At 56.2% G+C, this 24,644-nt stretch carries 19 protein-coding genes; 4 read left to right on the forward strand and 15 right to left on the reverse strand.

The window, feature by feature from the left end:
- Window positions 1–14: 14 nt before the first annotated feature.
- Together ACQG03_RS16850 and ACQG03_RS16855 are read right to left on the reverse strand one after the other, a co-directional pair.
- Window positions 15–722 (reverse strand): N-acetylmannosamine-6-phosphate 2-epimerase, encoded by a 708-nt coding sequence (locus tag ACQG03_RS16850; RefSeq protein WP_063163539.1) that lies wholly within the window; start codon window positions 720–722, stop codon window positions 15–17.
- Window positions 722–2,281 (reverse strand): maltose/glucose-specific PTS transporter subunit IIC, encoded by a 1,560-nt coding sequence (locus tag ACQG03_RS16855; RefSeq protein WP_063163567.1) that lies wholly within the window; start codon window positions 2,279–2,281, stop codon window positions 722–724. The genes ACQG03_RS16850 and ACQG03_RS16855 overlap by 1 nt, the downstream gene beginning before the upstream one ends.
- Before the next feature lie 166 nt (window positions 2,282–2,447).
- Between ACQG03_RS16855 and ACQG03_RS16860 the strand changes: the two genes are divergently transcribed.
- On the forward strand, window positions 2,448–3,272 hold the full coding sequence (locus ACQG03_RS16860) for a MurR/RpiR family transcriptional regulator (protein WP_015571725.1): 825 nt from the start codon (window positions 2,448–2,450) through the stop codon (window positions 3,270–3,272).
- 52 nt (window positions 3,273–3,324) lie between these two features.
- On the opposite strand, the gene eno is transcribed toward ACQG03_RS16860, so the two are convergent.
- The 5 genes from eno to rlmD all read right to left on the reverse strand — a co-directional run bounded on the left by eno (window position 3,325) and on the right by rlmD (window position 11,006).
- A complete protein-coding gene (gene eno, locus ACQG03_RS16865; protein WP_022649201.1) occupies window positions 3,325–4,623 on the reverse strand; it encodes a phosphopyruvate hydratase in 1,299 nt (432 codons plus the stop codon).
- Window positions 4,624–4,705: 82 nt separating this feature from the next.
- Window positions 4,706–6,343, reverse strand: a complete 1,638-nt coding sequence (pyrG, locus tag ACQG03_RS16870; RefSeq protein WP_022649202.1) for a glutamine hydrolyzing CTP synthase — start codon at window positions 6,341–6,343, stop codon at window positions 4,706–4,708.
- A 223-nt stretch (window positions 6,344–6,566) separates the two neighbouring features.
- Entirely contained in the window at window positions 6,567–7,358 is a 792-nt protein-coding gene (gene mazG / locus ACQG03_RS16875; RefSeq protein ID WP_063163540.1) for a nucleoside triphosphate pyrophosphohydrolase, read from the reverse strand.
- Between the two features lie 66 nt (window positions 7,359–7,424).
- Complete coding sequence (gene relA, locus ACQG03_RS16880) at window positions 7,425–9,656, reverse strand: GTP diphosphokinase (RefSeq protein ID WP_022649204.1); 2,232 nt, start codon at window positions 9,654–9,656, stop codon at window positions 7,425–7,427.
- Between the two features lie 51 nt (window positions 9,657–9,707).
- A complete protein-coding gene (gene rlmD / locus ACQG03_RS16885; RefSeq protein WP_022649205.1) occupies window positions 9,708–11,006 on the reverse strand; it encodes a 23S rRNA (uracil(1939)-C(5))-methyltransferase RlmD in 1,299 nt (432 codons plus the stop codon).
- Window positions 11,007–11,063: 57 nt separating this feature from the next.
- Between rlmD and barA the strand changes: the two genes are divergently transcribed.
- A complete protein-coding gene (barA, locus tag ACQG03_RS16890) occupies window positions 11,064–13,823 on the forward strand; it encodes a two-component sensor histidine kinase BarA (RefSeq protein WP_032626010.1) in 2,760 nt (919 codons plus the stop codon).
- 49 nt (window positions 13,824–13,872) lie between these two features.
- Here barA and ACQG03_RS16895 read toward each other — a convergent pair whose 3' ends face one another.
- The 8 genes from ACQG03_RS16895 to syd form a co-directional block, all read right to left on the reverse strand.
- Complete coding sequence (locus ACQG03_RS16895; protein ID WP_032626012.1) at window positions 13,873–15,018, reverse strand: glycerate kinase; 1,146 nt, start codon at window positions 15,016–15,018, stop codon at window positions 13,873–13,875.
- 77 nt (window positions 15,019–15,095) lie between these two features.
- A complete protein-coding gene (gudD, locus tag ACQG03_RS16900; RefSeq protein WP_023298497.1) occupies window positions 15,096–16,433 on the reverse strand; it encodes a glucarate dehydratase in 1,338 nt (445 codons plus the stop codon).
- Between the two features lie 15 nt (window positions 16,434–16,448).
- Window positions 16,449–17,789 (reverse strand): enolase C-terminal domain-like protein, encoded by a 1,341-nt coding sequence (locus ACQG03_RS16905; RefSeq protein ID WP_023298498.1) that lies wholly within the window; start codon window positions 17,787–17,789, stop codon window positions 16,449–16,451.
- On the reverse strand, window positions 17,789–19,144 hold the full coding sequence (gene gudP, locus ACQG03_RS16910) for a galactarate/glucarate/glycerate transporter GudP (RefSeq protein ID WP_003862734.1): 1,356 nt from the start codon (window positions 19,142–19,144) through the stop codon (window positions 17,789–17,791). Before gudP ends, ACQG03_RS16905 begins: the two co-directional genes overlap by 1 nt.
- Before the next feature lie 308 nt (window positions 19,145–19,452).
- Entirely contained in the window at window positions 19,453–19,902 is a 450-nt protein-coding gene (locus ACQG03_RS16915) for a flavodoxin (protein WP_022649212.1), read from the reverse strand.
- Between the two features lie 15 nt (window positions 19,903–19,917).
- The gene (gene truC / locus ACQG03_RS16920) at window positions 19,918–20,703 is read right to left on the reverse strand and encodes a tRNA pseudouridine(65) synthase TruC (protein ID WP_023298500.1); all 786 of its coding nucleotides are present in this window, start codon (window positions 20,701–20,703) and stop codon (window positions 19,918–19,920) included.
- On the reverse strand, window positions 20,700–21,029 hold the full coding sequence (locus ACQG03_RS16925; protein ID WP_022649214.1) for a YqcC family protein: 330 nt from the start codon (window positions 21,027–21,029) through the stop codon (window positions 20,700–20,702). The genes truC and ACQG03_RS16925 overlap by 4 nt, the downstream gene beginning before the upstream one ends.
- A gap of 632 nt (window positions 21,030–21,661) precedes the next feature.
- The gene (gene syd / locus ACQG03_RS16930; RefSeq protein ID WP_022649215.1) at window positions 21,662–22,207 is read right to left on the reverse strand and encodes a SecY-interacting protein; all 546 of its coding nucleotides are present in this window, start codon (window positions 22,205–22,207) and stop codon (window positions 21,662–21,664) included.
- Window positions 22,208–22,276: 69 nt separating this feature from the next.
- Between syd and queF the strand changes: the two genes are divergently transcribed.
- Both queF and ppnN read left to right on the forward strand, forming a co-directional pair.
- The gene (gene queF / locus ACQG03_RS16935; protein ID WP_023298501.1) at window positions 22,277–23,119 is read left to right on the forward strand and encodes an NADPH-dependent 7-cyano-7-deazaguanine reductase QueF; all 843 of its coding nucleotides are present in this window, start codon (window positions 22,277–22,279) and stop codon (window positions 23,117–23,119) included.
- A 116-nt stretch (window positions 23,120–23,235) separates the two neighbouring features.
- Complete coding sequence (ppnN, locus tag ACQG03_RS16940) at window positions 23,236–24,600, forward strand: nucleotide 5'-monophosphate nucleosidase PpnN (protein WP_023298502.1); 1,365 nt, start codon at window positions 23,236–23,238, stop codon at window positions 24,598–24,600.
- The last annotated feature ends 44 nt before the right edge of the window (window positions 24,601–24,644 follow it).

Consider the following 24,644-nt stretch of genomic DNA (forward strand, 5'->3'; position numbering starts at 1 on the left):
TCCCCGTCAGATGATCATGCTCCATCGGTGCTTTGCGCGCCAATTGCCGCCATAAACCGTTCCGTAATTTGCTGCGGTCGGGTGATCGCCCCGCCGACGACAACCGTATGCGCACCCAACTCCAGACACCTGGCCGCGCGATCGGGGGTATCCACGTTACCTTCGGCAATCACGGGGATCGTGACGGCAGACAGCACCTCTTTCAAAAACGCGCAGTCATTTTCCGGTAGCGAATGGCCCGCGGTCTCTGCCGTATAACCGTAAAGGGTGGTTCCGACACAATCAAACCCCAGCGCCTGCGCGGTCACGGCCTCCTGCACGGTGGCAATATCCGCCATCAGCAGCAGCGAAGGGTAACGGGTGCGGATCTGCGCGATCAGCATGCCCAGCGATACGCCACCGGGCCGTTTCCGGGCGGTCGCATCCAGCGCAACGATGTCCGGGGCGACCGCCATCAGCTCATCCACTTCTTTGAGCGTCGCGGTGATAAACACCTCGCTATCCGGATAGTCCCGTTTGATGATGCCGATGACCGGCAGTGAGACCAGCCCTTTGATAGCCTTGATATCCACCACGCTATTGGCGCGGATCGCAGCGGCACCGCCCTGGGCTGCCGCCAGCGCCATTCGCGACATAATAAACGGGCTGTGCAGCGGTTCATTTTCCAGCGCCTGGCAGGAGACGACCAGTTTTCCTTTCAGGTTATCCAGTACAGTTTTCATTACGATAAGATCTCTTCCACTTCGTTTTTGATAAGGGTGACGTGCGGGCCATAGATGACCTGGACACCGTTGCCGCGGACGATAACGCCGCGCGCGCCGGTCGCTTTCAGTGCTGCTTCATTAACTTTGCTACCGTCTTTCACCGTGACGCGAAGACGCGTGGCGCAGCAGTCAACGTCATCCAGATTGTCTCTTCCACCCAATCCGGCGATCACCGCCGCGGCACGCTCGCTTTGCGGCATGGTAGCCTCGTCAGCCAACGCCTCCTTTTCACGGCCCGGCGTGGCAAAATCAAAACGTTTAATCAGATAGCGGAAAGTACAGTAGTAAAGGAAGAACCACGGTACGCCTACCAGCGGGACGAACATCCAGTTAGTTTTCGCTTCACCCTGCAAAATGCCGAACAGCACGAAATCAATAAACCCGCCGGAGAAAGTTTGCCCGATGGTGATATGCAGCATGTGCGCGAGCATAAACGCCAGCCCGTCAAACAGCGCATGAATGACGTACAGCACCGGCGCAATAAACAGGAATGAGAACTCGATGGGCTCGGTAATGCCCGTCAGGAAAGAGGTTAACGCCGCTGACAGCAGCAGCCCGGCTACGCGCTTCTTGTTCTCGGGTTTAGCCGTGTGGTACATCGCCAGGCAGGCGCCCAGCAGGCCAAACATCATCGTAATAAAGCGCCCGGACATGAAGCGCGACGTGCCCTCATAGAAGTGCTGGGTGTTCGGGTCCGCGAGCTGAGCAAAGAAGATCCGCTGCGTGCCCTCAACCAGGTGACCGTTAACAATTTCACTGCCGCCAAGCGCGGTGGTCCAGAACGGCAGATAAAAGATGTGGTGCAGGCCAAACGGGCCAAGCATGCGCAGGATGAAGCCGTACAGCAATGTCCCCAGATAGCCGGTGGCATCCACCAGACCGCCAAGGCCAAAGATCAGCTTCTGAAAATGCGGCCAGACCACGGTCATCAGCGCGCCGACAAGTATCGCCGCCAGCGAGCTGATAATGGGAACGAAGCGCGAGCCGCCAAAAAAGCCCAGGAATTGCGGAAGCGCGATTTTATTAAACCGATGATGCAGTGCGCAGGTCACAAGCCCAATAACGACCCCACCAAACACGCCCGTTTCAAGCGTCTGAATACCCAGCGTCATGCCCTGCCCTACGGCGCCCGGGTTCTCATGCGCCAGTTTTCCGGTCAGGATCAGCAGCGCATTGATAGTGGCATTCATCACCAGATAAGCGAGTAATGCCGCCAGCCCTGCCGTACCTTTATCATTTTTTGCCAGCCCAACGGCGACCCCAACAGCAAACAGTACCGACAGGTTTGCGAACACAATCGAGCCTGCACTGCTCATGATGGTAAAGATGGCCTGTAGCCAGCCAACGTCTAAAAATGGATACGCGGTAAGCGTATTCGGATTCGATAGCGCCCCGCCGATCCCCAACAACAGACCTGCTGCGGGCAGTATGGCGATAGGTAACATAAAGGATTTGCCAAAGCGCTGCGCTTTTTCAAACCATCCGCCGGAAGACGCTCCGCTGAACATTTGCATCATTTTATTATCCCCCTGGTTGTCGATGAAAATTTTTACCATATACAATTTTAATTGTGAAAATTACCACCAAAAACCAGGACGCCGATCATACTTTTTCGAAATGACTGGCATCTCTCCCCCGCTTTCCGCCACACTAGTTGGCAGAGAAACGCATTAAGGATCTAGCATGTCGGACCATGAAAACCTGCTGCTGAAGCTACGCCAGGAGGCTTCCGGGTACAGCCCAACGCAACAAAAACTGGGGGAGTTTGTTCTCAACGATCCTGCCAGGGTGCTCTACCTAACGATCACCGAGCTGGCGCGTGAAAGCGGCACCAGCGAGGCCAGCGTCACACGCCTTTGCCGCACGCTGGGCTGTAAGGGATATAACGAATTTAAAATGGCGCTTGCGCTGGATATTCAGCAGGGTTTGCCAGAGCGTCAGGCAGGAGATGCGATAGATAACGTGGTGGATGAGTCTGTCCAGGCGCTGCAAGATACCGCAAAACTCCTCGACCGGGCCCAGCTTGAACAGGCGACACTGGCCCTGCATCAGGCGCAATCAGTGCAAATTTACGGGGTGGCGGCCAGCGCGATTCTGGGGGAGTATTTGCATTACAAGCTGCTGCGACTCGGCAAACCTGCACAGCTGTTTAGCGATATGCATCGCGCCGCCATGAATGCGACGACGCTCTCAAAAGAGACGCTGGTGGTGGCCATCTCAAGTTCTGGCTCTACACGGGATCTGCTTCACGTGGTGAAACTCGCCCGCAAGCGTGGCGTTAAGGTACTGGCGCTCAGCAATACACCCCGCAGCCCGCTGGCCTCCCTGAGCGATTTACAGCTGGTTGCAGCCAAGCCCGAGGGACCGCTGAGCGCGGGTGCGCTCAATGCCAAGGTTGGCGTGATGCTGCTGGTTGAACTGCTTACCACTTCCCTTATTGCAGTAGACAGCCATTACGGTGACGTAAGCCAGCAAACGGCCAGCGCCACGCTGCCGCTTCTGCTATAGAAAACAAAAAACCCGCCGAAGCGGGTTTTTTCATAAGAACGAAAGTTCAGGCTTATGCCTGGCCTTTGATCTCTTTACGACCGTTGTAAGGTGCTTTTTCGCCCAGCGCTTCTTCGATACGAATCAGCTGGTTGTATTTAGCAACACGGTCAGAACGGCTCATAGAACCGGTTTTGATCTGGCCAGCAGCGGTACCCACAGCCAGGTCAGCGATGGTAGCGTCTTCAGTTTCGCCAGAACGGTGAGAGATAACAGCGGTGTAGCCAGCGTCTTTCGCCATTTTGATCGCAGCCAGCGTTTCGGTCAGAGAACCGATCTGGTTGAATTTGATCAGGATGGAGTTAACGATGCCTTTCTCGATGCCTTCTTTCAGGATCTTGGTGTTGGTTACGAACAGATCGTCACCAACCAGCTGGATTTTGTCGCCCAGTACTTTGGTCTGGTATGCGAAACCATCCCAGTCAGACTCGTCCAGACCGTCTTCGATAGAAACGATTGGGTACTGTTTGGTCAGGTCTTCCAGGAAGTGGGTGAACTCTTCGGAGGTGAATGCTTTGTTGCCTTCGCCAGCCAGAACGTATTTACCGTCTTTGTAGAATTCAGATGCTGCACAGTCCATCGCCAGGGTGATGTCTTTGCCCAGCTCGTAGCCTGCTGCTTTAACCGCTTCAGCGATAACAGCCAGCGCTTCTGCGTTAGAACCCAGGTTTGGCGCGTAGCCACCTTCGTCACCAACAGCAGTGTTCATACCTTTAGCTTTCAGAACTTTAGCCAGGTTGTGGAACACTTCAGAACCCATACGCACCGCTTCTTTCAGGGATTTCGCGCCAACAGGCTGAATCATGAATTCCTGAATATCAACGTTGTTGTCTGCGTGCTCACCACCGTTGATGATGTTCATCATTGGTACAGGCATGGAGTATTTGCCTGGGGTGCCGTTCAGTTCAGCGATGTGCTCGAACAGTGGCATACCTTTAGCAGCAGCTGCTGCTTTGGCGTTCGCCAGGGAAACTGCCAGGATTGCGTTCGCACCGAAGTTAGATTTGTTTTCAGTACCGTCCAGATCGATCATGATCTTGTCGATGCCAGCCTGATCTTTGGCATCTTTGCCAACGATAGCCTGAGCAATAGGACCGTTAACAGCGCCAACCGCTTTCAGTACGCCTTTGCCCATGAAACGGGATTTGTCGCCATCACGCAGTTCCAGCGCTTCGCGGGAACCTGTAGATGCGCCTGATGGAGCAGCAGCCATACCGACGAAACCACCTTCCAGATGAACTTCGGCTTCAACGGTCGGGTTACCACGGGAGTCGATGATTTCACGACCGATGACTTTAACGATTTTGGACATTAGATTTTCCTCAGTACAAGTTAAACTAAAACTCCAGACAAACAACGCGTACCAGGGGTACGCGTTGCCGTTCTAACTTTTTTTACTTCGCCTGACGCTTCTGGTACTCGCTGGCGGCTTTCACGAAGCCTGCAAACAGCGGATGCCCGTCACGCGGCGTTGAAGTAAATTCCGGGTGGAATTGGCAGGCCACGAACCACGGATGGTTTGGCACTTCGATGATCTCGACTAACTGATCATCCCCAGAACGGCCTGCAACACGCAGACCTGCAGCTTCAATTTGTTTCAACAACATGTTGTTGACTTCATAGCGGTGACGATGGCGCTCGGTAATCACCGGCTCGCCGTACAGCTTGCGAACCACGCTATCGTCTGACAGCTGGCAGGCCTGTGCGCCAAGACGCATGGTGCCACCCAGATCGCTCTTCTCGGTACGGACTTCGACGTTACCGTCTTCGTCGCGCCATTCCGTAATCAGCGCCACGACAGGGTACTTACAGTCTGGCACAAATTCCGTAGAGTTCGCGTTTTCCATTCCCGCTACGTTGCGCGCAAATTCAATCAGCGCAACCTGCATACCCAGGCAGATGCCGAGGTATGGAATATTGTTTTCACGCGCATAGCGTGCAGTGGCGATCTTGCCTTCAACACCACGGTAGCCGAAGCCGCCAGGGATGAGAATCGCATCCAGATCTTTGAGAATTTCAACGCCGCGCGTTTCAACATCCTGCGAATCAATCAGCTTGATGTTGACGGAGACGCGATTCTTCAGACCACCGTGCTTCAGCGCCTCGATAACTGACTTATAGGCATCCGGCAGTTCAATATACTTGCCGACCATACCGATAGTCACTTCGCCGCCCGGATTGGCTTCTTCGTAAATCACCTGCTCCCATTCAGACAGGTTAGCTTCCGGACAGTTCAAGCTGAATCGTTTACAAATATAATCGTCCAGACCCTGTGATTTCAACAGGCCCGGGATTTTATAAATGGAATCGACGTCTTTCATTGAAATAACGGCTTTTTCAGGCACGTTACAGAACAATGCAATTTTCGCGCGTTCGTTCGCCGGAATCGCGCGATCGGAACGGCAAACCAGGATATCAGGCTGAATACCGATGGAGAGCAGCTCTTTAACAGAGTGCTGAGTCGGTTTGGTTTTCACTTCACCTGCTGCCGCCATGTAAGGCACCAGCGTCAGGTGCATGAACAGCGCGTTCTCACGACCAATATCTACCGCCAGCTGACGAATCGCTTCGAGGAACGGCAGGGATTCGATATCCCCTACGGTACCGCCGATTTCAACCAGCACAACGTCATGCCCTTCGCCACCGGCAAGGACACGCTCTTTGATGGCGTTAGTGATGTGTGGGATGACCTGCACGGTCGCGCCCAGGTAGTCACCACGGCGCTCTTTACGCAGAACGTCAGAGTAGATACGGCCAGTCGTAAAGTTGTTACGACGGGTCATTTTGGTACGGATGAAACGCTCGTAGTGGCCAAGATCCAGATCGGTTTCAGCGCCGTCTTCAGTAACGAACACTTCCCCGTGTTGGGTTGGGCTCATGGTGCCTGGATCGACGTTGATGTACGGATCCAGTTTCATCATGGTCACATTGAGGCCACGGGCTTCAAGAATGGCTGCGAGGGAGGCTGCGGCAATGCCTTTACCCAGAGAGGATACGACCCCGCCGGTCACAAAAATATAGTTCGTTGTCATGCTGAACCTGAGAAGTTAGGGTGAAACGATGGAATAACCAGGACGGGAAAGTAGTATACCCGAACACGACGAGCGCCACAAACTTTCATTCTCCGTCTCCTTCCCAGGCCATGACAAACATAAGGAGTGAGAAAATAGCCCCTTTTGGGTAAATGTTTTTGACGCAAATCAAGCGCTTGTCATTTAAAAAATCACACAAATTGCGCTTGATCGCAAAATTTCGTTAGAGATCATGTTCCTGGCGTTTTACTTCCTGCCAGACTTCTTCCATCGCCTCGAGGTCAATGCCGCTCATTTCCAGGCCGCGCGAGGCCACAATCCGCTCAACTTCGCGGAAGCGACGTTCGAATTTAATGTTCTCTTTTTGCAGGGCGGTTTCCGCTTTTACACCGAGGTGGCGAGAAAGGTTGACGGTCGCGAACAGCAGATCGCCCATCTCCTCTTCCAGCTTTGCTTCATCCACAACGGCCTGCTGCGCTTCATGCATCACTTCGTCGATCTCTTCGTGCACTTTTTCCAGCACCGGGCCGAGAGAGGTCCAGTCAAACCCTACCGCCGAGCAGCGCTTTTGAATTTTGTGCGCGCGCATCAGCGCAGGAAGGTTCAGGGGAATGTCGTCCAGCGCCGAGTGCTGGGATTTTTCAGCGCGTTCGGCGCTTTTGATCTGCTCCCAGCGCGCCAGCACTTCCGCACTGTTGCCTGCGGAGGCATCGCCAAAGATATGCGGATGACGGCGCTCCAGCTTGTCGCTGATAGCGGCGCAGATGTCGTCAAAGTTAAAGCGCCCCTCTTCCTGCGCCATCTGTGCGTAGAACACCACCTGGAACAGCAGGTCGCCCAGCTCACCGCGCAGGTCGTCGAAATCTTCGCGCGAAATCGCGTCCAGCACTTCGTAGGTTTCTTCCAGCGTGTAAGGCGCAATGGTGGCGAAAGTCTGCTCTTTATCCCACGGGCAGCCGTTTTCCGGGTCGCGCAGGCGTTTCATGATGCCAAGCAGGCGGTCGATTTGAGTCATAGTTCTGTCCTGATGTCAAAATGCCGGGTGGCAGCGTTGCCTTACCCGGCCTACAGAAGAGGATGTTTAGCCGCCGTGCAGACGACGCGCGTCAATCACATCCGGCACCTGGTTCAGTTTACCGAGCACCCGGCCCAGCACCTGCAGGTTATAGATTTCGATGGTCATATCGATGGTGGCAAGCTGCTCGCGGGTATCGCTGCGGCTGGCAACGCCCAGCACGTTGACCTTCTCGTTGGCGAGAATCGTGGTGATGTCGCGCAGCAGGCCACTGCGGTCGTTGGCAGTGACGCGCACCACCAGCGAGTAGCCAGCGGAGTAGCTTTCACCCCAGACGGCTTCCACGATACGTTCCGGCGCATGCGATTGCAGCTCAGCAAGCTGATCACAGTCGGAGCGGTGAATTGAGATCCCGCGCCCCTGGGTGATAAAGCCGACAATATCGTCACCCGGTATCGGCTGGCAGCAGCGGGCAATATGGTGCATGAGGTTACCCACCCCTTCAACCACCACGCGGCCATTGTCCTTGCTGCGCTGCTGCGGAGCGTAGGTTTTCTGCTGGAGCTGTTTCAGCGCTGCCGCATCCTGCTCTGCCGCGCTTGGCTTGTTGAACTGCGCTTGCAGGAAGTTCACCATCTGGTTCAGGCGGATATCGCCGCCGCCAATCGCCGCTAACAGTTCGTCGAGCTCGTTGAAGTTGTAGCGCGGCAGCAGGAACTTCTCCGCCTCTTTCAGGTTTATCCCGATATGCTCCAGCTCGTCGTCAAGGATCTGACGACCGGCAAGGATATTCTTGTCACGATCCTGCTTGCGGAACCAGGCGTGAATTTTAGAGCGCCCGCGGCTGGTGGTCACGTAACCGAGGTTTGGATTCAGCCAGTCGCGGCTTGGGTTTGGCTGCTTCTGGGTGATGATTTCAATCTGGTCACCCATCTGTAGCTGGTAGGTAAACGGTACGATACGTCCGCCGATCTTCGCCCCGATGCAACGGTGCCCCACGTCGCTGTGAATGTGGTAGGCGAAATCGAGCGGCGTAGAGCCTGCCGGCAGATCAACCACATCCCCTTTCGGGGTAAAGACGTAGACGCGATCGTCGAAGACCTGACTGCGCACTTCGTCGAGCATTTCGCCGGAGTCGGCCATCTCCTCCTGCCACGCAATCAGCTTACGCAGCCAGGCGATACGGTCCTCGTGACCGGAGCGCGCGCCGCCGGAAGTGCCTTCTTTGTACTTCCAGTGCGCGGCGACGCCCAGCTCGGCGTCTTCGTGCATCTGTTTAGTACGGATCTGAATTTCCACAGTTTTGCCGCCGGGGCCGAGCACCACAGTGTGGATGGACTGATAGCCATTCGGTTTGGGGTTCGCGACGTAGTCATCGAACTCATCCGGCAGATGGCGGAAGTGAGTATGTACTATCCCCAGCGCGGCGTAGCAGTCCTGGAGACGCTCCGCCACGATACGCACGGCGCGCACGTCAAACAGCTCGTCAAAGGCGAGGTGTTTCTTCTGCATTTTGCGCCAGATGCTGTAGATGTGCTTCGGACGCCCGTAGACCTCGGCGCGCACATTCTCCTCTTTCATCGACTGGCGCAGCCCGCTGACAAATTCCTCGATATAGTGCTCGCGGTCGATGCGGCGTTCGTGCAGCAATTTTGCAATGCGTTTGTATTCCGCCGGATGCAGATAGCGGAAGCAGTAATCTTCCAGCTCCCACTTCAGTTGCCCGATACCCAGACGGTTCGCCAGCGGCGCATAGATATTCGTACACTCTTTGGCGGCCAGGACGCGCTCGTCTTCCGGCGCATCCTTCACTTCGCGCAGATGGGCAACCCGTTCGGCCAGCTTGATCACCACGCAGCGAAAATCATCCACCATCGCCAGCAGCATGCGGCGGACGTTATCCACCTGCTCGGAAGAGACAGAATCCGTTTGCGCGGCTTTCAGTTGACGGATGGCGGCCATATCACGCACGCCGTGGATGAGCGCCACGACGGACTGGCCGACGCTTTCACGCAGCACGTCTTCCGTCACCACGTTAGCATCTGCCAGTGGGAACAGCAGTGCGGCCTGTAGCGTTTCGATATCCATGTTAAGCATGGAGAGAATTTCAACCATCTCCACGCCGCGCCACAACAGCAGTTCAGCGTCCGGATGCCCCTGCGTTGTGCGTAAACAATAGGCCCAGGTTTCGGTTAAGCGTTCACACGACTGCTGGCTGGAAATCCCCAGACTTGCGATCCATTTTTGAGGGTCAAACTCACCAGCTTTATTTAAATGTGCACTTCTTACCGCAACCATCGTCCTCTCCTTTAGGGACAAGGGCCTGTCGAAGTCGACAAGCCAAACTCATTAGATGTGCTCGAACAACACCATTGATTCCAGATGTCCAGTGTGCGGGAACATGTCCAGCATTGCCAGACGCCGAATCTGGTAACCCCCGCTCAATAATGCTTCGCTGTCACGGGCCAGCGTCGCCGGGTTACAGGAAACATAGACCACGCGTTCAGGCGCGAGTTTAATTATATGCTGCATCACGCCCGGCGCACCTGCGCGCGCCGGATCGAGCAGGATCTTATCAAAGCCCTGCTTAGCCCACGGTTGCTGAGTAACATCATCCTCAAGATTTTGATGAAAGAATGTCACATTTTGCAAGCCGTTCTGTTGGGCGTTCTCCTGGCCTTTCGCCACCAGCGCCTCAACGCCTTCCACCCCGACCACGCTTGCTGCTTTGCGGGCCAGCGGCAGGGTAAAGTTACCCATACCGCAGAACAGATCGAGCACCCGATCGGTGGGCTGGACGTCAAGCCACGCCAGCGCGTTCGCCACCATCTGCTGGTTCACGCCGTCATTGACCTGGATAAAATCCCGCGGGCTGAACGTTAAGCGTAGCCCGTCTGACGCATACCAGGGCGCGTCTCCGCTAACCTGCTCAAGTATCTCGCTTTGCGGCGCGAGGAAAAGCGCAAGCTCATGAGAATGCGAAAAGCGTTCCAGTTTTTCGCGATCTGCCCTGGACAGCGGTGCGGTGTGGCGCAGCACCATCAGCGGGCCGCCGTTGGCCAGCACCAGTTCGACATGGCCCAGCGAACGCACACCATCCAGCGATGCAAGACAGTGGTGCACGGCCGGGAGCAGTGCCTCAAGTTGGGGCACCAAAACAGGGCATTGCGTGATGGAGACGATATCGCTGGAGCTGGCTTTGCGAAAACCCATCTCCAGCCGTTCAGTTTTTGGCTGGTAGCTTAGACTCAGGCGAGCGCGGCGACGGTAGCCCCACGGCTGGTCAGCAACAATGTCACTGACGTCATGTTTTAGCAGGCGGGCCAGCGCGTTGCTTTTACTTTTTTGCTGTAATTCTGTGCTGGCATGCTGTTGCTGACAGCCTCCGCAAACGCCAAAATGGGGGCAGCGAGGCGTCACGCGCTCCGGGCTATCATTAAGACGGCGCTTGACCTGGCCGCGCGCATACTGGCGTTTGTCTTCCGTCAGCGTAATATCTGCGCGTTCTCCTGGCAGCAAACCTGTGATAAACAGTGTCTTACCCTTGTGACGCGCTACCCCCTGTCCAAAAGGATCGAGGTCAGAGGCTTCAACAGTTATGATCTGACGCGTCGTCACGCGTCGTTTTGCAGAGTAGAATTGCGCCATCGCCGAGATTGTTCTCAAATAAACATAATTAGCCTGATTGTCCCATAACGGAACTCCATGACCAACTACAGCCTGCGCGCGCGCATGATGATTTTGATCCTCGCTCCTACCGTTCTCATCGGTTTGCTGCTGAGCATTTTCTTTGTGGTGCATCGCTATAACGATTTGCAGAGACAGCTTGAAGATGCCGGGGCCAGCATTATCGAACCGCTGGCCGTCTCCAGCGAGTACGGTATGAACCTGCAAAACCGTGAATCCATTGGTCAGTTAATCAGCGTGCTGCACCGCCGTCATTCAGAGATTGTGCGCGCCATTTCCGTTTACGATGAGCATAACCGTCTTTTCGTCACCTCGAATTTCCATCTGGATCCCACGTCGCTGAAAATCCCGGAAGGTACCCCTTTCCCGCGTCATCTCACGGTCCTGCGGCGCGGCGATATCATGATCCTGCGCACGCCGATTATCTCAGAAAGCTATTCACCCGACGAATCCGCCCAGTCCGATGCGAAGTCCAGCAATAATATGCTGGGATATGTGGCGCTGGAGCTGGATCTCAAGTCGGTGCGGCTCCAGCAGTACAAAGAAATATTCATCTCCGGCGTGATGATGCTGTTCTGTATCGGCATCGCGTTGATCTTCGGCTGGCGGCTGATGCGCGACGTCACGGGGCCTATCCGTAACATGGTGAATACCGTTGACCGGATCCGCCGGGGTCAGCTGGACAGCCGCGTGGAAGGCTTCATGCTCGGCGAGCTGGATATGCTGAAAAACGGCATCAACTCAATGGCGATGTCGCTGGCGGCTTATCACGAAGAGATGCAGCACAACGTTGACCAGGCCACCTCTGACCTGCGCGAAACGCTGGAGCAGATGGAGATCCAGAACGTGGAGCTGGATCTGGCGAAAAAACGCGCTCAGGAGGCGGCCCGTATTAAGTCTGAGTTCCTGGCAAACATGTCACATGAGCTGCGCACGCCGCTGAACGGGGTGATTGGCTTCACCCGTCTGACGCTCAAAAGCGAGCTCAACCCGACCCAGCGTGACCACCTGCATACCATTGAACGCTCAGCCAACAACCTGCTGACCATTATTAACGACGTACTGGACTTCTCGAAGCTGGAAGCGGGCAAGCTGATTCTGGAGAGTATCCCCTTCCCGCTGCGCAGCACACTGGATGACGTGGTCACGCTTCTCGCCCACTCCTCGCATGATAAGGGGCTGGAACTGACGCTCAATATCAAAAATGACGTACCGGATAACGTCATTGGCGACCCGCTGCGCCTGCAACAGGTCATCACCAATCTGGTGGGCAACGCGATTAAGTTCACCGAGAGCGGCAACATCGACATTCTGGTCGAAAAAAGGGCGCTCAGTAATAATAAGGTCCAGATTGAAGTTCAGATCCGGGATACCGGCATCGGCATTCCGGAGCGCGATCAGTCGCGTCTGTTCCAGGCGTTCCGCCAGGCCGATGCGAGCATTTCCCGTCGTCACGGCGGAACGGGCCTGGGTCTGGTGATCACCCAAAAGCTGGTGAAAGAGATGGGAGGCGATATCTCCTTCCACAGCCAGCCTAACCGGGGCTCGACCTTCTGGTTCCATATCAATCTTGATCTTAATCCGAACGTGCAAACCGACGGTCCGGTCACCGACTGCCTGAAAGGGATGCGTCTGGCCTATGTGGAACCGAACGCCGCCGCGGCGCAGTGTACGCTGGATGTATTAAGCAGCACGCCGCTGGAGGTGGTCTACAGCCCGACCTTCTCCGCGCTGGCGAACGATCATTACGATATTCTTTTGCTGGGGATTCCGGTGACGTTTACCGGAGAACTGACCATGCAGCAGGAACGGCTGGCGAAGGCGGCCTCAATGACGGACTACCTGCTGCTGGCTCTGCCGTGCCACGCCCAAATCAACGCCGAAGAGCTTAAAAACGACGGGGCGGCGGCATGTCTGCTGAAACCCCTCACCGCCACACGGCTGTTACCTGCGTTGACCGAATATTGCCGTCTGACGCATCAGTCCCTGCCGCTGGAAAACGACGAACATAAGCTGCCGATGACGGTGATGGCCGTGGATGATAACCCGGCAAACCTTAAGCTGATTGGCGTGCTGCTTGAGGATCAGGTTCAGCACGTTGAACTGTGTACCAGCGGCGCCGAAGCCGTAGAACAAGCCAAACAGATGCAGTTTGACCTGATCCTGATGGATATTCAGATGCCGGGCATGGATGGCATCCGCGCCTGCGAATTAATTCGTCAGCTTCCGCACCAGCAGCAGACGCCGGTGATTGCCGTGACGGCGCACGCGATGGCGGGACAAAAAGAGAAACTGCTGGGTGCGGGCATGAACGATTATCTGGCGAAACCGATCGATGAAGAGAAGCTGCACAGCCTGCTGCTGCGCTACAAACCGGGGCACATTGGCGGGACGTACACCATTTCAGCTGAATCGCCGGAAATCAGCGTTAACCAGAATGCCACGTTTGACTGGCAACTGGCGCTGCGCCAGGCAGCAGGCAAAGCCGATCTGGCCCGCGATATGCTGCAAATGCTGGTGGACTTCCTGCCTGAGATCCGTAACAAGGTTGAAGAACAGCTGGTGGGCGAAAACCCTGATGGGCTGCTGGAGGCCATCCATAAACTGCACGGTAGCTGCGGCTACAGCGGCGTGCCGCGGTTGAAAAATCTCTGCCAGCTGCTTGAACAGCAGCTCCGCGCGGGTACGCCAGAATCCGATCTTGAGCCGGAGTTTCTGGAGCTGCTGGACGAGATGGACAACGTGACGCGGGAAGCGATGAAGGTGTTGGGAAGCTAAGAAAAAGCCCGGTGGCGCTTCGCTTACCGGGCCTACAGGAGCACGAACGTTAACGCGACATCCCCTGCCCCACCTTTATGGCCGCCGCAATATTCCTTGCGGCCATCTGTACATTCTGTTGCGCATTTTCCAGCGCATCCTCCAGCGAGCAGATGGTGTAAATCACGCTGAATACCGCATCCAGTCCGTGCTCGTGCACCACGCCAACATCCGCCGTCAGGCTGCCGGCAATGCCGATAACCGGTTTGTTATAGCGTTTCGCGACTCTCGCCACGCCAACGGGCACTTTGCCGTGGATCGTCTGGCTGTCGATACGCCCTTCGCCCGTGATCACCAGATCGGCGTCCGCGACCTGTTCATCGAGATGCAGGGCATCGGTGACAATCTCAATTCCCCGACGAAGCTGCGCCCCGCAAAATGCATACAGCGCCGCCCCCATTCCGCCAGCTGCTCCGCCCCCCGCCAGGTTTAAGACGTCAATGTCCAGGTCCCTGGCGATAATGTTTGCGTAATGCGCAAGCGCGTTGTCCAGCGTCCTGACCATCTCCGGCGTCGCCCCTTTCTGCGGACCGAATACCGCAGAAGCGCCAGTCTCGCCAATCAGGGGGTTGGTCACATCGCAGGCCACTTCAATTCGACAGTCTGCCAGCCGCTCATCCAGCCCACTAAGATCGATATGCGCAAGGCTTGCCAGTTCGCCGCCGCCCGGCCCAACGGGCTGTGCTTTCGCATCCAGCAGTTTTACGCCCAGCGCCTGCACCATGCCTGCGCCACCGTCATTGGTCGCGCTGCCTCCAATGCCAATAATGATATGCTTAACGCCCGCATCCAGCGCATGACGGATCAGTTCCCCGGTCCCCCACGAGGTGGTGATTAACGGGTTACGCTTTGCAGGAGCAACAAGCTCCAGACCGCTCGCGGCCGCCATCTCGATAAACGCGCTTTTCCCGTCTCCGGATAACCCGAAAAACCCTTCCACGCGTTCTCCCAAAGGCCCGGTAACGGGAACATGGACAAGACGCCCATGGGTGGCTGCAACCATCGCTTCCACCGTCCCTTCGCCGCCATCGGCAACCGGTAATTTGACGTATTCCGCTGAGGGGAAAATTTCGCGAAAACCGACCTCTATCGCTGTCGCTACCTCCAGCGCGCTCAAGCTTTCCTTATACGAGTCCGGAGCGATAACAATTTTCATAAGCCATCCTTACGCATGTTAGTTACGTTAAGCATCCACCACGTAAGGGACCGCTCATGGGAGCGGTCCCAGTTGACTTATCGTACCATGCACGGACGTTTATTGTCGAATGACCACTCTGGGATCAGGTACTGCATCGCCAGCGCATCATCACGTGCGCCCAGCCCGTGTTTCTGGTAAAGCTCGTGCGCTTTCATGACCTGATCCATATCCAGTTCAACGCCCAGCCCCGGCGTAGCTGGAACCTGCACCATCCCCCCCTTGATCTCAAACGGCTGTTTGGTCAGGCGCTGATTGCCCTCCTGCCAGATCCAGTGGGTGTCGATAGCGGTAATGTTGCCCGGCGCAGCAGCCGCTACGTGGGTGAACATCGCCAGCGAGATGTCGAAGTGGTTGTTGGAGTGCGAGCCCCAGGTCAGGCCGAACTCATGGCACATCTGCGCCACGCGAACCGAGCCCTGCATCGTCCAGAAGTGCGGGTCTGCCAGCGGAATGTCCACCGATTGTAGCGAGAGCGTGTGCCCCATCTGGCGCCAGTCGGTCGCGATCATGTTGGTGGCGGTTGGCAGCCCGGTGGCGCGACGGAACTCCGCCATCACTTCACGTCCAGAGAACCCCTGCTCTGCGCCGCACGGATCTTCCGCGTAGGCCAGCACGCCTTTGAGCTGCTTACCGATTTTGATCGCCTCATCAAGGGACCAGGCACCGTTCGGATCCAGCGTGACGCGCGCCTGCGGGAAGCGCTTCGCCAGCGCGGCAATCGCCTCAGCTTCTTCTTCACCCGCCAGTACGCCGCCTTTCAGCTTGAAGTCATTAAAGCCATATTTTTCATACGCGGCTTCAGCCAGGCGCACCACCGCATCCGGGGTCATCGCTTCATCGTGACGCACACGATACCAGTCGCATTTTTCGTCCGGCTGGCTCTGGTACGGCAGCGGGGTGAGTTTGCGGTTGCCGATAAAGAACAGGTAGCCGAGCATTTCCACTTCGCTGCGCTGCTGGCCGTCGCCCAGCAGGGAGGCGACATTGACGCCCAGATGCTGGCCTAACAGATCCAGCATCGCGGCTTCAATGCCCGTGACCACATGGATAGTGGTACGCAGATCAAACGTTTGCAGACCACGGCCACCCGCATCACGATCGGCAAAGGTCGTACGCACGCTGGTCAGCACATTTTTGTACTCGCCCAGCGTTTTACCCACCACCAGCGGAATGGCGTCCTCCAGCGTTTTACGGATCTTCTCCCCGCCCGGGATTTCACCGACACCGGTATGCCCTGAGTTGTCCTTGATCACCACAATATTACGGGTGAAGAACGGCGCATGGGCGCCGCTCAGGTTCATCAGCATGCTGTCATGTCCCGCGACAGGAATGATCTGCATGGAGGTGACTACAGGGGTAGAAAATGTGCTCATCGTTCGATCCTTTTATCAGTGACGTCCAAATACAGGGCGCTTACGGTCAAATGTCCAGCCGGGGATAAGGTACTGCATCGGGCCTGCGTCGTTGCGCGCGCCGCCCGGCAGTTTTTTATACGCTTCATGCGCCTTGTGGATCTGATCCCAGTCAAGCTCCACGCCCAGCCCCGGCGCATCCGGTACGGCAATGGTGCCGTTTTTGATTTCAAGTGGATTTTTGGTCAGGCGCGCTTCGCCTTCCTGCCAGATCCAGTGCGTATCGATGGCGGTCGGGTTACCCGGCGCCGCCGCGCCAACGTGGGTAAACATCGCCAGCGAAATGTCGAAATGGTTATTGGAGTGGCAGCCCCAGGTGAGCCCCCAGTCATCGCACAGCTGCGCCACGCGCACCGCGCCGGAAAGGGTCCAGAAGTGCGGATCAGCCAGCGGTATGTCCACCGCATTCAGCATCACCGCGTGGCCCATTTCGCGCCAGTTAGTGGCGATCATGTTGGTCGCAACCGGCAGCCCGGTAGCGCGGCGGAATTCGGCCATCACCTCGCGGCCAGAAAAGCCCTGCTCGGCGCCGCACGGATCTTCCGCGTAGGTCAGCACGTCGCCCAGTCCTTTGCACAGCGCGATAGCTTCATCCAGCCGCCAGGCGCCGTTCGGATCGACGGTGATGCGTGCCTCCGGGAAGCGTTTTTTCAACGCGCGCACGCTGTCAATCTCCTGTTCGCCCGGCAGAACGCCGCCTTTCAGCTTGAAGTCTTTAAAGCCGTAGCGATCCTGCGCCGCCTCTGCCAGGCGTACCACCGCCTCGCCAGAGAGCGCTTCCTGATGACGCAGGTGATACCACGCGTGGCTGCCCGGCGAGCGTTCCAGATACGGCAGATCGGTTTTCGTCCGGTCGCCAACGTAGAACAGATAGCCCAGCACCGTTACCGCATCACGCTGTTTGCCTGGCCCCAGCAGTTCGCAGACCGGCACGTTCAGCGCCTTGCCCAGTAAATCAAGGAGAGCCGCCTCCAGCGCCGCCACCGCGTTAACGCGCAGTTCAAACGTCCAGGCGCCTTTGCCGAAGGTATCAAAATCAGCCGACTGGTTACCCTTATGCACCCGCTGAACCACCTTGTTCAGGCGGGCGACCTCCTGCCCAACCACCTGCGGGATGGCGTCGACCAGCGTCTGGTAAATCACCTCTCCGCCCGGCGCTTCCCCGACGCCGGTATTCCCTGCGCTGTCGGTCAGCACCACGATGTTGCGGGTGAACCAGGCGTTATGCGCGCCGCCAATGTTGAGCAGCATGCTGTCCTGACCCGCCACCGGGATGACTTTCATCTCCGTCACAATCGGGCTTGATTGCGTTGTCATCATCCGCGCTCCCCAACAGGTTTCAGTTCGATTCGTTTGATGTCCCCCACCAGCACCAGGTAACTGAGTACCGCCACCAGCGCATGGACGCCTACATAAATCAGCGCACCATTGAAGGAGCCGGTGGTGCCGACGATGTAACCGATAGCGATTGGGGTGACAATGCCGGAAATGTTGCCAAACATGTTGAACAGACCGCCGCTCAGGCCGCTGATCTCTTTCGGCGCGGTATCTGCCATCACCGCCCAGCCCAGCGCGCCGATGCCTTTACCGAAGAAGGCCATCGCCATAAAGCCGATAATCATCCACTCCGCGCTGACGTAGTTACAGAACACCATGGTCATGGAGAGCAGCATGCCGAGCACGATTGGCGTTTTACGCGCAATATTCAGCGAACCGGTGCGACGCATCAGCCAGTCGGAGATGACCCCGCCGAGCACCCCGCCCACGAAGCCGCAGATGGCTGGCACAGAGGCGACAAAACCCGCCTTCAGAATCGACATCCCGCGCGCCTGCACCAGGTAAACCGGGAACCAGGTGATGAAGAAGTAGGTTAAGGCGTTAATGCAGTACTGGCCGAGATAGATACCGATCATCATCCGTGAGCCGACGAGCTGTTTGATCTGCCCCCATTTCTGGCTGAACGGGACTTTTGCTTTCTGGGTTTTCTGATCCATGTTGATCAGCGCCCCGCCTTCAGCAATGTAGTCCAGCTCTTTCTTGTTCACGCCCGGGTGCTGGTTTGGTTCGTGGATCACTTTCAGCCAGATAAAGCTGATGACGATCCCCAGCCCGCCCATGAAGAAGAAGACGTGCGACCAGCCCACTTCGTGCGTCAGCCAGCCCATAATTGGCGCGAAAATAACCGTCGCAAAGTATTGCGCCGAGTTAAAGATTGCTACCGCCGTTCCCCTCTCCTGCGCCGGGAACCAGGCGGCCACAATGCGGCTGTTGCCCGGGAAAGATGGCGCTTCCGCTAAACCCACCAGGAAGCGGAGGGTAAAGAGCGCAATGATAATGCCGAAGCCGCTGAAGATATCCACGAAGCCCTGTAAAAGGGTAAACATCGACCAGATGAAAATGGACCAGAAATAGACCCGTTTTGAGCCAAAGCGGTCCAGCAGCCAGCCGCCAGGGATTTGGCCGATTACGTAGGCCCATGAAAATGCGGAGAAAACATAACCCATACCCACCGGATCAAGTCCGATGTCCTTTGCCATCTCAGAGCCGGCAATGGATAACGTGGCACGGTCGCCGTAGTTGAAAGAGGTGACGATAAACAGCATCACCACTATCCAGTATCGGGCGTTGGTGCGCTTCTCAGCGCTGCTCGCCGCGTGGCTTAATGTACTCATTGTTGCACTCCTGAAACATAGCTTTCGCCTGGTTCATTCTGTACAGCACCTGTAGGGTAATCAGAATGAGAGATTTGTGTTTGGTTTTGGTACGGCCCGAAGCCGTTTTATAGTGACGGGAAAAGTATATGAAGGAGTGACCGGTTCTCTCACCGTGCAGGAACACAACATTGACGGGCGTGGGGAACGTGGTTTGGGGCATAAGCCCAAAGTGGTGGAAGATACTTCACGGAATTGAGGATATGGTGCAGCTTCGTTGCCGGGTGGCGGCTACGCCCTACCCGGCCTACAGCTCGTATAGTACAGGGTTAGTTCAGGAGCGTGGCCCAATGTTCAACCCAGGGATTTGACTCGCTTTCCGGTTCGGGGTGCTCGCCAGCATCAATCAGTAACATCTCGCCGACCCGCTGAGCGTGCTGTTCCTGCAACAGCGCGTCGAACTGCTTACCGCCGCCGCAGAAATTGGCGTAAGAGCTATCGCCGAGGGCGATGATGCCATAGTGAACATCTGGCTGATAGCCAAGCTGGTCTTTAATGCCCTGGAAAAGCGGGACGATGCTGTCCGGGAGATCGCCCTGCCCGGTGGTGGAGGTCACCACCAGAATGTATTTATCTTTATACTTTTCCCAGTCCGCCAGCTCCGGGTCTTCATAGACCGTTGCTTTATGGCCCTGATTGACGAGGATTGCTTCTGCTTCCTCCGCAACCAGCAGCGAGTTGCCGTACATCGTGCCGACAAAAATACCTACTTCAGCCATGCTTTGCTCCCGTAATTATTGCGCTTGCTGTTCATCCTGAACGTTGCCTGCGGCAAACTCAACCCTTTCATTTTCGGGGAGTTGTCCCAGCCAGCCAAACTGTGACAGCGCCTGCATCCAGACCTCGTCCAGCCCCGCGCGAATAGTCAGCGGTTCGCCGGTAAACGGGTGCGTCAGGCTTAGCTCGCTGGCGTGCAGCATCAGTCGGTTACAGCCAAAGTGCTCTGCCGCGCTGCGGTTCTGCCGCAGATCGCCGTGCTTGCTGTCGCCGATAATTGGGTGGCGCAGATGTGCAAGGTGGCGGCGAAGCTGGTGCTTGCGCCCGGTTTTGGGCAAAAGCTCAACCAGACTGTATCGCGTAGTGGGAAATTTGCTGGTCGCCACCGGCAGTTCTGTGGTCGCCATACCGCGATAGTCGGTCACCGCAGGCTGCGGACCTTTATCTTCGCGGGCAAATTTATCGGCGATTTTATCCAGTTCCTCCACCAGCGGATAATCCAGCGTGGCGGAATCCGTCAGCCAGCCGCGCACAATGGCGTGGTAGCGCTTCTGGATCTGGTGCTGTTCAAACTGCTGCGACAGCAGGCGCCCGGCCTCACTGGAAAGCCCCATCAGCAGAACGCCAGAAGTTGGCCGATCCAGACGGTGGGCAGTAAAGACGTGCTGACCGATTTGGTCGCGCACGGTTTGCATAACAACCACTTTCTCATCGCGATCGAGCCAGCTTCGGTGTACCAGCCAGCCGGACGGTTTATTCACCGCCACCAGCCACTCATCCTGATACAGGATCTCAAGCGTCATGCATCGTCACCGGCGAAAAGCGTATCCAGCTTTTCCAGCTCAACCAACATAACGTCGCGCGCCGGGTGAGTCGCCTCCAGCGCCATTTCGTAATAGGGAGAGACGGCAAACGCCTGGGGCAACGCGTGTCCCCCTTCCAGCAGCGCGTGCATGCGCGGAATTAATACCCACTGGAGCCATTCGAATGGAGACAGCGTATCCAGACAAAACGGCTGGGTGCTGGCGAACGCGTCTGGCTGCGGCGCACTTTCCTGCCACAGCTGATGCTGGCGCATAAGGGCTTCGATGGCGTGCAACTGCGCACGAACGCTATCGTGATGCGTCATAGTAACCTCAACTGAAAAACGGAATGGCGCGAAGCATAGCATTGCGGAAGACAGAAATAAAAAAAGGGAGCACTGTAAAAACAGTGCTCCCGGTTCGTTTCGCAGCATTCCAGCTACAATACGTGCTCCCTGCTCATCCGTGACAACTTTTCCTGATGCCCGAAGGCCTGTTCATCCTTTTACCTTTTGCTTCCTGCTCACATCATCCTGACGTGTAGGTTTCGTCCTGAAACGTCCTGGCCATCCTGACCCACCGACCATCCTGACCGGCTCACGTTCTCCTTCCTGGAGGTGTCCCTTACGCATCCTGCGTGATCCACTTTGCTTCATCCTGAAGCCTTCCTGCGGCGTCGTCCTGACGTGTTCCTGGTGAGAAACGCCATCATCCTGATGTTCGTTTCTCGCGTCGGCATCCTGTCGACACAGATAGAATCCGCTATTCTGCCTCGTCTTACAACCCACCCTGTGAGCAAGGTAAGCTTGGCGAAACGGGGATAATCGTTTCAGGAAATCGCTAACCTGTTGAAAGGGAAGTTAATATTAATCTGAAATCCCTAAGACAAAGCTAATTGTTTCGGCGATGTCTCACAGTGCGTGTAAGAGATCTCTCACACGTCCAGTAGCATCATGGATTACAGAAGCGGCTCAAGTCGGGTAAGAAAATCCGCAAGAGAAGGCGCGAGAACGTCGCGATTGCGGGTGCCGAGCGTCTCTTTAATGACCTCGCCAGACAGGTTGCAGACTGAAATGACGTCCAGTTCACTGTCGAGCGTCGCAATAAAGAGAGTCGGGGAGAGCTTAAGGCGTTTTTGCGTGACCAGGTGACCAATGAGGTTTTCCTGAACGCGTTGAAGATCGTCTTCGCTCCAGGTTTGCAGCAGCGTCAGCGGCTGTCCTGCAAAACATGCAGTCATATCCCCGGCAAACTGCGTGGTATAAATTGCATGAAGCGCAGGTTGTATCACAATGTCCATTGCGCGTTCAACCGCATTTACATTCTGCTCGCCCGTGAACGGTTTCGGTTGCCAGATAACGTAATCATCCTGCGAAGCGATAATGCACGGTGACGGCACGCCATATAAGTCAGTACTTTGCGGCCACGTCCCCCGCTTTTCATGCCAGGCATCGCAATAGCGGGTCGTGAAGGACGTCAGGGCATTTGCAGTTTCGATATCCACCGATTTCTCTCTTCTTGTAAGACAGGATAAACTCAGCCCCTAAGTGTACCTGTAAAGTGGCTATGAAACATGTCTTACGAAAATCATCAGGCGTTAACGGGCTTAACGCTGGGTAAATCGACCGATTACCGCGACACCTACGACGCAAGCCTGCTTCAGGGTGTGCCGCGCAGCCTGAACCGCGATCCGCTTGGCCTTCATGCCGACGCGCTGCCGTTCGTCGGCGGCGACATCTGGACGCTGTACGAACTCTCCTGGCTGAATGCGCGCGGTCTGCCGCAGGTGGCCGTGGGCCATGTCGAGCTGGATTACGCCAGCGTAAACCTGGTTGAATCCAAGAGCTTTAAGCTCTATCTCAACAGCTTTAACCAGACCAAATTTAACAGCTGGGACGAGGTACAACAGACGCTTGAACGTGATTTAAGCGCGTGCGCGCAGGGGAACGTAACCGTCTCGTTATACCGTCTGCATGAGCTGGAAGGTCAGCCCATCGCCCATTTCCACGGCACCTGCATCGACGATCAGGACATTGATGTGGAGAGCTACGAATTTAGCACCGACTATCTGGAAAACGCGGCGGGCGGAAAAGTGGTCGACGAAACGCTGGTCAGCCATCTGCTGAAATCCAACTGCCTTATCACCCATCAGCCGGACTGGGGCTCGGTACAGATCCAGTATCGCGGCCCGCAGATTGACCGGGAAAAGCTGCTTCGTTACCTGGTGTCATTCCGTCATCACAACGAATTCCACGAGCAGTGCGTGGAACGCATCTTCAATGACATACAGCGTTTCTGCCAGCCCGAAAAGCTGAGCGTTTATGCCCGCTATACCCGTCGCGGCGGCCTGGACATTAACCCATGGCGCACCAATACCGATTTTGTGCCTGCCACCGGACGGCTGGTGCGCCAGTAAGATAAATATTTTCATAATATGCGGGCGGTATTCCGCCCGAAGTGTTGTGAAACGTCATAAGCCAAGGCTATTGTAATCAACAGGGAAAGACGATAATCGTCCCATAAGGAGCTCACTTGATTACACATATTAGCCCGCTTGGCTCTATGGATATGTTGTCGCAACTGGAAGTGGACATGCTTAAACGCACCGCCAGTAGCGACCTGTATCAACTGTTTCGTAACTGTTCACTTGCTGTACTGAACTCCGGAAGCCTGACCGACAACAGTAAAGAGCTGCTGTCCCGCTTCGAAAGTTTTGATATCAATGTGCTGCGCCGCGAGCGCGGGGTGAAGCTGGAAGTGATCAACCCGCCGGAAGAGGCGTTTGTCGATGGGCGTATTATTCGCTCACTTCAGGCCAACCTTTTTGCCGTGCTGCGCGACATCCTGTTTGTTAACGGACAGATCAGCAACGCCGGTCGTTTCCAGCATCTCGATCTGGAAAGCTCCGTTCATATCACCAACCTGGTTTTCTCCATTCTGCGTAACGCCCGCGCCCTGCACGTTGGCGAAGCGCCGAACATGGTCGTCTGCTGGGGTGGTCACTCCATTAACGAAACCGAATACCTGTACGCCCGCCGCGTGGGTAATCAGCTCGGCCTGCGCGAGCTGAACATCTGTACCGGCTGCGGTCCTGGCGCGATGGAAGCGCCGATGAAAGGCGCGGCAGTAGGACACGCGCAGCAACGCTATAAAGAAGGCCGTTTTATCGGCATGACCGAGCCGTCAATCATCGCCGCTGAGCCGCCTAACCCGCTGGTTAACGAACTGATTATTATGCCGGATATCGAAAAACGTCTTGAGGCGTTTGTCCGTATCGCGCACGGCATTATCATCTTCCCGGGCGGCGTAGGTACGGCGGAAGAACTGCTTTATCTGCTCGGGATCCTGATGAACCCGGCCAACAAAAATCAGGTTCTGCCGCTGATCCTGACCGGCCCGAAAGAGAGCGCCGACTATTTCCGCGTGCTGGACGAGTTTATCGTGCATACGCTGGGGGAAGACGCGCGCCGTCACTACCGCATTATTATTGACGATGCCGCAGAAGTGGCCCGTCAGATGAAAAAAGCGATGCCGCTGGTGAAAGAGAACCGTCGTGATACCGGGGATGCCTACAGCTTTAACTGGTCCATCCGTATCGCACCGGATCTCCAGATCCCCTTCGAGCCGTCGCATGAGAACATGGCGAACCTCAAACTCTATCCGGATCAGCCGGTGGAAGTACTGGCAGCTGACCTGCGTCGCGCCTTCTCTGGCATCGTGGCGGGGAACGTGAAGGAGGTGGGGATCCGCGCGATTGAGGAGTTCGGGCCGTATAAAATCCACGGTGACCCGGAGATGATGCGCCGCATGGATGACATGCTGCAGGGCTTTGTGGCTCAGCACCGCATGAAACTTCCGGGTTCTGCCTATATTCCCTGTTACGAAATCATCAAATAAAGCGTCCTTTCCCTCCTCTCAAGCCGGATTGTCATCCGGCTTTT

It is taken from the genome of Enterobacter cloacae complex sp. 342H5 (assembly GCF_050030905.1).
GTDB lineage: Bacteria > Pseudomonadota > Gammaproteobacteria > Enterobacterales > Enterobacteriaceae > Enterobacter > Enterobacter intestinihominis.

Excerpts from the sequence above, each read along its gene's own strand:
- rlmD (WP_022649205.1), bottom strand. The coding sequence starts at position 11,006 with ATGGCGCAATTCTACTCTGCAAAACGACGCGTGACGACGCGTCAGATC.
- ACQG03_RS16860 (WP_015571725.1), top strand. The coding sequence starts at position 2,448 with ATGTCGGACCATGAAAACCTGCTGCTGAAGCTACGCCAGGAGGCTTCC.
- ACQG03_RS16855 (WP_063163567.1), bottom strand. The coding sequence starts at position 2,281 with ATGATGCAAATGTTCAGCGGAGCGTCTTCCGGCGGATGGTTTGAAAAA.
- eno (WP_022649201.1), bottom strand. The coding sequence starts at position 4,623 with ATGTCCAAAATCGTTAAAGTCATCGGTCGTGAAATCATCGACTCCCGT.
- pyrG (WP_022649202.1), bottom strand. The coding sequence starts at position 6,343 with ATGACAACGAACTATATTTTTGTGACCGGCGGGGTCGTATCCTCTCTG.
- gudP (WP_003862734.1), bottom strand. The coding sequence starts at position 19,144 with ATGAGTACATTAAGCCACGCGGCGAGCAGCGCTGAGAAGCGCACCAAC.
- ACQG03_RS16850 (WP_063163539.1), bottom strand. The coding sequence starts at position 722 with ATGAAAACTGTACTGGATAACCTGAAAGGAAAACTGGTCGTCTCCTGC.
- barA (WP_032626010.1), top strand. The coding sequence starts at position 11,064 with ATGACCAACTACAGCCTGCGCGCGCGCATGATGATTTTGATCCTCGCT.
- queF (WP_023298501.1), top strand. The coding sequence starts at position 22,277 with ATGTCTTACGAAAATCATCAGGCGTTAACGGGCTTAACGCTGGGTAAA.
- ACQG03_RS16915 (WP_022649212.1), bottom strand. The coding sequence starts at position 19,902 with ATGGCTGAAGTAGGTATTTTTGTCGGCACGATGTACGGCAACTCGCTG.
- ACQG03_RS16905 (WP_023298498.1), bottom strand. The coding sequence starts at position 17,789 with ATGACAACGCAATCAAGCCCGATTGTGACGGAGATGAAAGTCATCCCG.
- gudD (WP_023298497.1), bottom strand. The coding sequence starts at position 16,433 with ATGAGCACATTTTCTACCCCTGTAGTCACCTCCATGCAGATCATTCCT.
- relA (WP_022649204.1), bottom strand. The coding sequence starts at position 9,656 with ATGGTTGCGGTAAGAAGTGCACATTTAAATAAAGCTGGTGAGTTTGAC.
- ACQG03_RS16895 (WP_032626012.1), bottom strand. The coding sequence starts at position 15,018 with ATGAAAATTGTTATCGCTCCGGACTCGTATAAGGAAAGCTTGAGCGCG.
- truC (WP_023298500.1), bottom strand. The coding sequence starts at position 20,703 with ATGACGCTTGAGATCCTGTATCAGGATGAGTGGCTGGTGGCGGTGAAT.
- mazG (WP_063163540.1), bottom strand. The coding sequence starts at position 7,358 with ATGACTCAAATCGACCGCCTGCTTGGCATCATGAAACGCCTGCGCGAC.
- ACQG03_RS16925 (WP_022649214.1), bottom strand. The coding sequence starts at position 21,029 with ATGACGCATCACGATAGCGTTCGTGCGCAGTTGCACGCCATCGAAGCC.